The sequence below is a fragment of the Frankia sp. AgKG'84/4 genome, assembly GCF_023242965.2.
Taxonomy (GTDB): domain Bacteria; phylum Actinomycetota; class Actinomycetes; order Frankiales; family Frankiaceae; genus Frankia.
Map to the genome: position 1 here is coordinate 1 of NZ_JALKFU020000184.1, position 9,066 is coordinate 9,066.

Consider the following 9,066-nt stretch of genomic DNA (forward strand, 5'->3'; position numbering starts at 1 on the left):
GGCGGGGCGCCGTGCGCCCGGCGGGCTTCATGCCGCCCGACGGCGCGGTCCCGGCCCGGCCGGACGGTCCTCGTGCCCCCGCCGCCATGGTATGACCACCGGTGGTAGCGGCCGTCGTCGCCAACGAGCCGGTGGTCTTCGTACCTGTGGTCCGGCGCGCCGCGGCGGTGCCGATCCTCGCCGTGCTCGCCTTCGCCGTACTCGCTCCCGCGGTGCTGGCCTCCGTCGCGGTAGACCTCGCGGCGCTGGACTTCGCGGCGCTGGACTTCGCGGCGCTGGACTTCGCCGTCGGCGTCCTGGGGACACCGGTCCTGGTCGTGCCGGCGCCTGGGCTGGAGGCGCCGCTCCGGGCCGTACCAGCCTTCGTCACACCACCCGTTGCCGCGATGCCACCCCTGGCAGTGCTGGCCTTGGCAGTGCTGGCCTTGGCAGTGCTGGCCTTGGCAGTGCTGGCCTTGGCAGTGCTGGCTTTCGCGGCGCTCGCCTGGGCGGTGCCGGCTTTCCCGGTGCTGGCTCTCACGGTGTCAGCCCTGGAGGTGCTGGTCTTGACAGGGCGAGCCTGGGCGGTGCCGGCCATGGCCGTGCCGCTCCTCCCGAGACCGTCCTTCGCGGTGCTGCCCGCAGCGGTGCTGCCCGCAGCGGTGCCACTGTTCGCCGCGCCCGCCCTCTCGGCGCCGGAGGTGACGGCGGTGGGCTTGACGGCCGCGGGCGCGGGCGCCCTCGACCTGACGGCGGCGGATTTCCCGGCGGCGGACCTGGTGGCCGCGGCGCCGGTGGAGCTGGACCTCGTCGTTGCGCCTGGTCGCTTCTCACCGGCACTGGAACGGGTGGGCGCGGCGGGTTCCGAGGCGGACCCCGCCGGAGTTCCCCGGGCCTCACCCGCGGCCAGTGACCCGGTGCCGGCCGGTGTCGCGCCGGGACCGCCGGTCTGGGCGTCGCCGGCCGAGCCGGCCGTGCGCCGCTCGCCGTCGGGCTTCGCGGGCGGTCGCCAGGACGCCCCGTCCACGGCTGGGAACGGCGTCGGCGAGACGAAGGTCGGGCTGATCAGGGCACCGGTGGTGGAGCGCGTGCCGACGGCGCCCGGGTCGGCGCCGTTCGTGGAGCTCGTTCCTGCCATCGAGTGGTTCCTCCCACCAGCCAGCGACTGCTCAGAGTCACCGGTTCGCGTTGATGGGTAGACAGCCTGGCAGCTCACCGGCCGTCATGCCAGAGCCATGAACCGCCAGTTAACTACTCTCCGCATTCGACGTGGGGGGGGTCCCGCGGGCCGGGTGGCGGACCGGACGTCACAACGCCGCGAAACCGGTCCCAAGCAGGTCGAGCGCCTCGGCGAGGATCCCGACCAGATCCGCATCGTCGGCGCGCAGCCACTGTTCGTACGCCGTCACCGCGACACCGAGGTGAGCGGCCGCGACCGCCTGCGGCAGCAGGGCACCCGCGGGCCCGCCGACCCGGCGGGCGACGAACTCCGCCACGACCCCACGCCAGCTTTCGAAGCGAAGCGTCGAATGCGCCTGCAGAGCGGGCGTGCCGAGGATCAGCATCATGCGCCGGCGCAGCCAGGCGCCCTCCGCCGCAGGATAGGTGTTGAAGTCGAGAATCGCCCGGCGCAGGACGGCCAGCAGGGGTTCGTCCGACGGCGCGCCCGCCAGCGCCGCACGCATGACCTCGAGATGCGCGTCGAAGTTCCCCCACGCGAGATCGTTCTTCGACGGGAAGTAACGGAAGACGGTGCGCCGCCCGATCCCGGCCTCGCGGGCGATGTCGTCGACCGTGGTCTCCTCGAAGCCCTGGTCGGTGAACATCCGTAGAGCGAGATGTTCGAGCTCCGCGGCGCTCGTGGCCGGCCGACGACCAGCGCGCCGCCCATCGGCCCGCACGCTCGGGGCATGGCTGGCCACTCGCGCTCACCTCGCCTTGCCTCGCGGTACTCGCCGCCGGGCGCTCGCGACGGCGGGCCCTGGTGACCCGTGGCCCCGCGGCGATGACATGCCTTGACTGACGACCTTGTCGCTGCCCTTCACCGTAACGGTCCTCGCCGAGCGAAGGGCGAGGGGTGCCGGCGCGTCCGGACAGGCGCTATCATGGGTTCGTCCAGCATCTGAGAGGATCTGTCCAGATGTTGGGATGCCGGGTTCCGGGTGGGAGTCACAGCGTCCGCCTGCGGACCCGGCGTGGACCCGCCCGCCGCGACCCGGCCCCTGGCGGAGCCGCGCGTCGGTCGACTGCCGGGAATCGGCGGCCGGCGCGGCGCCCACCAACCGCGTGCCTTCCAAGGAGTCCGGTTCCGTCATGACCGTTGTCGCCGCCCTGCCTGACCTCGCCGGCCGGGCCGGGTCCCTGCGCACCTCTCCCGTGCGCGACCTGCTCGCGCTGACCGGTGACCCCGAGGTGATCTCGTTCGCGGGTGGCCTGCCGGCCGCCGAACTGTTCGACGCGCAGGGACTGCGCCGCGCCTTCGACCAGGTCCTCGCCGAGGATCCCCGCCGGGTCCTGCAGTACTCGACCACCGAGGGCGACCCGGACCTGCGCGCGCTGCTCGCCGCCCGCCTCGGCCGCCGCGGCCTGCCCACGCACGCCGACGACCTGCTCGTCACCACCGGATCCCAGCAGGCGCTGACCCTGCTCGCCGCCGCACTGCTCCAGCCGGGAGACGTCGTCGCCGTCGAGGAGCCGACCTACCTGGCCGCCCTGCAGTGCTTCGGCCTCGCCGGCGCCCGGGTCGTCGCCGTACCCACCGACGATGACGGCATCCTGCCCGACCGGCTCGAGGAGGTGCTCACCCAGCACCGGCCCAGGCTGCTCTACCTCGTGCCCACCTTCCACAACCCCACCGGACGGACGATGACCGCGGCGCGGCGCCACGCCGTCGCCGACATCGCCGCTCGCCGCGGCCTGTGGATCATCGAGGACGACCCGTACGGCGACCTGCGCTTCGAGGGCACACCGCAGCCCTGGATCGCCACCGTCCCGGCCGCCGCCGACCGCACGGTGCTGCTCGGCAGCCTGTCCAAGACGGTCGCGCCGGGCCTGCGCCTGGGCTGGCTGCGCGCGCCGGCGCCGCTGCGGCGCGCCTGCGTGCTCGCCAAGCAGGCCACCGACCTGCACACCTCGACGATCGACCAGGCGGCCGCCGCCCGTTACCTCGCCGACGGCGACCTCGAGCGTCACCTCGCCGCGGTGTGCGCCGCCTACCGGCGACGACGCGACGCGATGCTGGCCGCGCTGCCCACCGCGCTGCCGGCCGGTAGTCACTGGACCCGTCCGCAGGGCGGCATGTTCGTCTGGGCCCGCCTGCCGGATGGTCTCGACGCCGCGGCGCTGCTGCCCGCGGCCCTCACGAACAAGGTCGCCTATGTCCCGGGGGCGGTGTTCCACGCCGGTCCCCCGCCGCCCAACACGCTGCGGCTGTCATTCACCACCAACCCGCCGGCGCGCATCGCCGAAGGCCTCGCCCGCCTCGCTCCCGTCCTCGCCCACGCGACCGCCACCTCCGCGCCCGACACCGGCGCCGACGTTCGGTCCGCGGCCGCGGGGCCGCCGAACAGCGGAGAGTGGACATGAGCGCCGGCATGTCGGTGTCGCGCCCCGACCGCGACGCGACGCCGTTGCCCCGCTCCGGTGGTGACGCGGCACGGTCGGTGTACGCGCCGGTGCTGCGCTGCGCCGGGGTGGGTCTGGTCCGTGATGGCCGGCATCTGCTCGCCGACATCGAGTTCACCGTCCACCCCGGCGAGCACTGGGCGTTGCTCGGCGCGAACGGAGCGGGCAAGAGCACGCTGCTGGGCCTGTGCGCGGCGCTACGCCATCCCACCCACGGCAGCGTTGACGTGCTCGGTCACCGGCTCGGACGGGTGGACGTGCGTCAGTTGCGCGGCTGGATCGGTCACGTCGACCCGCGCCATCCGCTGCGTTCTGCCCTGACGGTCGAGGAGGTCGTCCTCACCGGGGCGACGGGCACCGTCGAGCTCGTCCCGCGGTGGGCGCCGACCGCCGACGAGCGCACACGGGTGGCGGAACTGCTCGGCCTGCTCGGCATCGCCGCGCTGCGGGACGCCCGCTGGCCCGTGCTGTCCCAGGGCGAGCGGGGTCGCGCGCTCATCGCCCGGGCGCTGGTGCCCCGGCCCAGGCTGCTGCTGCTCGACGAGCCGGCGACCGGCCTGGACGTCGCCGCCCGGGAGCGGCTGCTCGCGAGCGTCGAGACACTGGCCGAGGAAGTCGGCGAGCTGGCGAGCGTGCTGGTGACCCACCATCTCGAAGACCTTCCGGTGACGACGAGTCACGCGATGCTGCTGCGGGGCGGCCGGTCGCTCGCCGCCGGGCCCGTCGCCGACGTGGTCACCACGGAGCTGGTCAGCGTCTGCTTCGACCATGCCATCGAGGTTCGCCGCGACGACGGCCGGTGGACCGCCCGTTCGCCGCGCCGCACGGGTGACCCGAAGGGCAGAATCACCTGACTTCCCGCCCGCGGGAACCATTTCCCGACATCGGTAGTTTGGCCGGGTCGACCTTGGGGACATCTCTCGTCGAACAGCCCGGCGAACAAGAAAGCGGCGCACCCCGGCACCGCCGCCGGCCCCGGCACTGACAGCGGAGGTCACCGTGCTCTGGTTCATCATCAGCTTCATTATTCTCGGTCTTATCGCGGGGGCGGTTGCCCGCCTTCTGGTTCCCGGCCGTGACCCCATGGGCATTCCTGCCACGATCGGCCTGGGCCTTGTCGGCTCGTTCATCGGCGGATTCCTCGGTTACATCCTGTTCGGACATGACCTGAGCGAGGGTGCGTTCCAGCCCTCCGGGCTCATCGGGTCGATCATCGGTGCGATCGCCGCCCTGCTGGTCTACCGCGCCGTGACCAACCGCCGGCCGGTGCGCCACTGACCTGCGGCCCGGTGCGCCCCCCGGGCCGCCCATCTCGGCAAGGGGGGCGCCGGGCGGCTGGCCGGCGCCCCCCTTGCCGTGTGCCCCGACCGGGCGCGACCCACCACACCTGCCTCCACCACCGCCGACCGGCGGCCCGGTGGCGTGGATTCGCCGTCGAACCCGGCGGCTTCGACGAACCCACCGCCTCCTGAAACTCTCGGCCACCGCGAGAAATCGCGCTCGCCGCGATAGCTCCGGGCCGGCCGGCCCGCGACTGCCGCCCGCGTCTCCGAATATTCTGAGATTCACGGTAAGACCCACCGAACATCTGGACCTGGCCGGCTTGCCGCCAATCCGTTTCGTCAGGATCCGCGCCGACCTACGGATCGATTTCCGTGACAGCCCGCCGTCATTGCCCACTCTTCCTTCGAGGCGGGCGCCTGCCGTCCGACGCACACGGAGCGGGTTCGAGGAACTCGTCCGCCCAGGACGCGCGCCGACCGCGCCGGTCTTCGTGTCCGCGGCCTCTCCCACCGCGACGGGCCCACCTGGCCGTGGCAGGCTGTTGGCGCACCCGATCGACCACGGATGGTGATCCCGCCGGGTGTGGACGGATCGGAGCGGCGGGCGTCCCGCGAGGTCAGGTCCGGCAGCGGGACGAACACGGCGGCGAGAGGCACGCCCATGGTGGAACACGGCCGGCAGGATCCCGACGAACCCGGTGGCACCGCCCGCGCCGAGGCCGCGCCACTACGGTGGCTCGAACCGACCGAACCCACCCGCGCCCGCTTCACCGGCTCCGCCCGTCCGGGCGACGGCCGGGAGGACGACGCCGACCCCGCCGTCCCCACCCCCCGCGCCATCACCCGCCCGCGGGGCGGGCCCGCACCCGGCGTGCCCCGGGACCCGCTGCGCCTGCCCCGGCGCGTCGGACCATCCCCCGGCGCGACCCCGCCGCTACTCGAAGCCCCGAGCGTGCCCGTCGCCCTGCGGGAGTGCGCGGGGTGCGGCGCACCGGTGGCCCGACCGGACGAGCACGACGCCGCCGCCCTGGAAGGCACCTGCGATCAGTGCGGACACCGCTACTCGTTCACCGTCAAGCTGCGACCGGGCGAGCGGGTCGGCCGGTACACCGTCCACGGCGTGATCGCCCACGGCGGCCTCGGCTGGGTCTACGCCGCGACCGACGACAACCTCGGTGGCGACGACGTGCAGGCATGGGTCGTGCTCAAGGGCCTGCTCGACGCGGCGAACCCGGAGGCCCGGCGGATCGCGGAGGGTGAGCGCCGGATTCTCACGACGGTATCCCACCCGGCGATCGTGAAGATCCTCGACTACGTCACCCATGCCGGGGAGGACTACATCGTCATGGAGTACGTGCCCGGGATCTCGCTGACGACGCTGGCCGACTCCGCACCCGCCGGCCCGGACGGGCGCCCTGGTGCGCCGCCGGCCGCCGACGTCCTGCGCTATCTGCTGCGGGTCCTGCCCGCGCTGGGCCACCTGCACCGAATGGGCCTGGTGTACTGCGACTTCAAACCGGACAACGTGATGATCACGCCGTCCGGCGTGAAACTGATCGACCTCGGCGGGGCACGCCGACTCGACGACCGGGTCTCCGGCTACCTGTCGACCCCCGGCTACCGGGCGCCCGAACTCGACGACGATGGCGAACGCCCCGGCGGGATCGAGCGGACCACACCGACGGTGACGACGGACATCTTCGCCGTCGCCCGCACCCTCGCCCGCCTGGTCCTGGGGCGTTTCCCCGGTTTCGTCGACGCCTACCGGCACGTGCTTCCCCCGCGCCGCGCCCATCCGCGGCTGCGGGAGTTCGAGTCGCTGGACCGGCTGCTGCGCCGGGCGACCGCGACCGACCCGCGGCGGCGCTTCCAGAGCACCACGGAACTCACCGACGAGCTGGTCGGGGTGCTCTACGAGATCGTCGCGAGCACGGAGGGTCCGGTGCCGCCGTTGGCGAGTCGCTGGTTCGACTCCGCCGGGCACCCCACGGGCGAGGCCGGTCCGGCGGGGCCGCCCGCGCCCTGGGAGGTGCTGCCCGACCTACGGGTGGACCCGGACGACCCGCGGGCGCCCGCGTTGTCCGCCGGGCCGGACGAGGATCCCGACGCGCTCACCGCGCGGCTGGCGGCGATCATACCGATGACCTTCGAGGTCCGGCTGTCGCGGGCGCGTGCCGCGATCCGTGCCGGGCAGCTCGAGGCGGCGGGGCGGGTACTCGATGAGGCGACCGCGGATGCCCCGCACGAATGGCGCATCGACTGGTACCGGGGGCTCGCGGCGCTGGTCGGCCGGCGCCCGGGCCTCGCCGTCGCGGCCTTCGACCGGGTGTACTCGCAGGTCCCAGGGGAGATCGCGCCGCGCCTGGCCCTCGCCGTCGCGCTCGCCGAGGTGGCCGCGGGCGCCGGTTCGGCCGCGGAACGCGAAGCGGCGCGGGAGCGCGCGGCGGAACTGTTCGACGTCGTGTGCGTCATCGATCCCGGCGTGACGAGTGCCGCGTTCGGCCTGGCCCGGTGCCGGGTCGACCCCGGCGGCAGGCTCGACGCCTACCAGCGGGTGCAGCGCTCCTCCTCCGCCTACACCGCCTCGCGGGTGCGGATGATCGGTGTGCTGGTGAGCCAGCCGCCCGTGGCCCACCCACCGGCGGCCGGTTGCGCGGTCCTGCTGCGGGCGGCGGCGATCCTGGCCGATCCGCTGCTCGACCTGGGCGAACGACGCCGCGCGGAACTGCGCCGCGACATCTTCCTCGCCGCCCTGGGCCTGCTTGCCGAGGGCGGCGTCCCCGCGGACGGGCCGGCGGCGCCGGACCTGCTCGGTCGCCCGATGGTCGAACGCGAGCTGCGCTTCGCCCTCGCCGAGACCTACCGGGAGATGGCGCGGCTCACCCGGGACCGGGCCGGCCGGGTGCGCCTGGTCAACCAGGCGAACCTCGCCCGCCCCCGCACGCTGGTTTGATCCCGGTTCCCAGGACCCGACGGCCTGCGGGTCGAACTCGTTCTGATCACCGACCCGGGCCTGCGCAGCGTCCACGCTCCCGGCCCCTGGCGGAGTCCGCGTAGTCCCCTTCGGGCACTCACGATGCCCGCCGACCGACGCCGACCGACGCCGACCGACCGATGGTGTCGGGCGCTGGGCGGCGGGCCCGCGTCAGGGCAAGGTGCCGACGAGGGGTGGGCGTCCCGGCATCCGCAGGCCCGGCCGAAGCCACTCGTCGTAGAGCTGCGACCAGGTGCCGTCGAGCATGATCTGGCGAAGCACGCCGTTGACGAAGGAGACGAAGCCGTTGTCCCCCGCGGCGTCGCCAGTGATCGGCATCGCGATGCCGTACGGCTCGTCCAGCTGTCCACCGGCCGCGAAGGCCGGGCCGAACGCCTGCGGGCCCAGCACGGTCGTGTACGGGTCCTGCGCAGCTAGTCCGGCAAGCAGCACGTCGTCGCCGACGATCGCGTCGACGGCGCCGTACTGGAGGGCGACCAGGCAGTCGGCAATCCGGGTTCGGGTCACCAACCGCGGCGCCGGCGCGGGCAGCCGGGCGAGCTTCTCGCTGGCGGTGCTGCCCGCCGAGGTGCAGACCGGCCGGCCGACGAGGTCGGGGAGGCTGCCGATGCCCGCGTCCTGGCGAACCAGCAGCCGCAGCGTGGATTCGTAGTAGGGGGTGGAGAACCGGACCTGCCGTTTGCGTTCGCAGGTGATGGTCATGGTGGCGACCAGCATGTCGACCATGTTGGAACGCAGCAGGTCCTCGCGTTCGGAGGTGGTGACCGCGTGGAACTGAATGTGGTCGTCGACGTCCGCCGCCCCGAAGATCGCGGCGGCGACCGCGCGGGCGATCCCGACGTCGAACCCCTCCAGTCGCAGGGTCCGCCAGTTCATCAGCCCCGCCGGCGGCGCGTCGGTCGCGATGCCGACCCGCAGGTAGCCTCGCCCCTTGGCGATCATGGAAAGCCGGCTGCCGGCGGGCATCTGACCGGGTGCGGGCAGCGAGGCCAGCGCCGGTGCGCTGGCCCGCAGTGGCAGCCCGTCCACGCCCCACGAACCCCCCCCCCCCGCCCCTGCCTCTCCCCCCCGCCGCGGTCGCCGCGGGACGTCTGGGGCGGGGTCCCCCGGGGGCGGACGCCGACCATGACGTGAATCTCGGCCGGCGCGCGCCGGTTCGCGCCCGCACCCCGACTTATTTATGGA

At 73.9% G+C, this 9,066-nt stretch carries 7 protein-coding genes; 5 read left to right on the forward strand and 2 right to left on the reverse strand.

The genetic code is table 11. From position 1 onward, the window contains the following. Positions 1 to 131: 131 nt before the first annotated feature. Positions 132 to 1,178 (forward strand): hypothetical protein, encoded by a 1,047-nt coding sequence (locus MXD58_RS13330; RefSeq protein ID WP_248837875.1) that lies wholly within the window; start codon positions 132 to 134, stop codon positions 1,176 to 1,178. A 108-nt stretch (positions 1,179 to 1,286) separates the two neighbouring features. On the opposite strand, the gene mftR is transcribed toward MXD58_RS13330, so the two are convergent. Further along, positions 1,287 to 1,901, reverse strand: coding sequence for a mycofactocin system transcriptional regulator MftR (gene mftR, locus MXD58_RS13335; protein WP_248837774.1), 615 nt, complete (start codon positions 1,899 to 1,901; stop codon positions 1,287 to 1,289). Between the two features lie 391 nt (positions 1,902 to 2,292). Between mftR and MXD58_RS13340 the strand changes: the two genes are divergently transcribed. From MXD58_RS13340 to MXD58_RS13355, 4 genes are all read left to right on the forward strand, one after another. Further along, positions 2,293 to 3,564 carry an aminotransferase-like domain-containing protein gene (locus tag MXD58_RS13340; RefSeq protein WP_248837775.1) on the forward strand — a complete coding sequence of 424 codons (1,272 nt, stop codon included), beginning with the start codon at positions 2,293 to 2,295 and terminating at the stop codon, positions 3,562 to 3,564. After that, a complete protein-coding gene (locus MXD58_RS13345; protein WP_248837776.1) occupies positions 3,561 to 4,457 on the forward strand; it encodes an ABC transporter ATP-binding protein in 897 nt (298 codons plus the stop codon). Before MXD58_RS13340 ends, MXD58_RS13345 begins: the two co-directional genes overlap by 4 nt. A 145-nt stretch (positions 4,458 to 4,602) precedes the next feature. Continuing rightward, positions 4,603 to 4,881, forward strand: coding sequence for a GlsB/YeaQ/YmgE family stress response membrane protein (locus MXD58_RS13350; protein ID WP_248837777.1), 279 nt, complete (start codon positions 4,603 to 4,605; stop codon positions 4,879 to 4,881). 570 nt (positions 4,882 to 5,451) lie between these two features. After that, positions 5,452 to 7,839: a serine/threonine-protein kinase gene (locus MXD58_RS13355; RefSeq protein ID WP_248837778.1), complete on the forward strand. Its 2,388-nt coding sequence runs from the start codon at positions 5,452 to 5,454 to the stop codon at positions 7,837 to 7,839. 192 nt (positions 7,840 to 8,031) lie between these two features. On the opposite strand, the gene MXD58_RS13360 is transcribed toward MXD58_RS13355, so the two are convergent. Beyond that, on the reverse strand, positions 8,032 to 8,910 hold the full coding sequence (locus MXD58_RS13360; protein ID WP_250609364.1) for a glutamate ABC transporter substrate-binding protein: 879 nt from the start codon (positions 8,908 to 8,910) through the stop codon (positions 8,032 to 8,034). Positions 8,911 to 9,066: the final 156 nt, after the last annotated feature.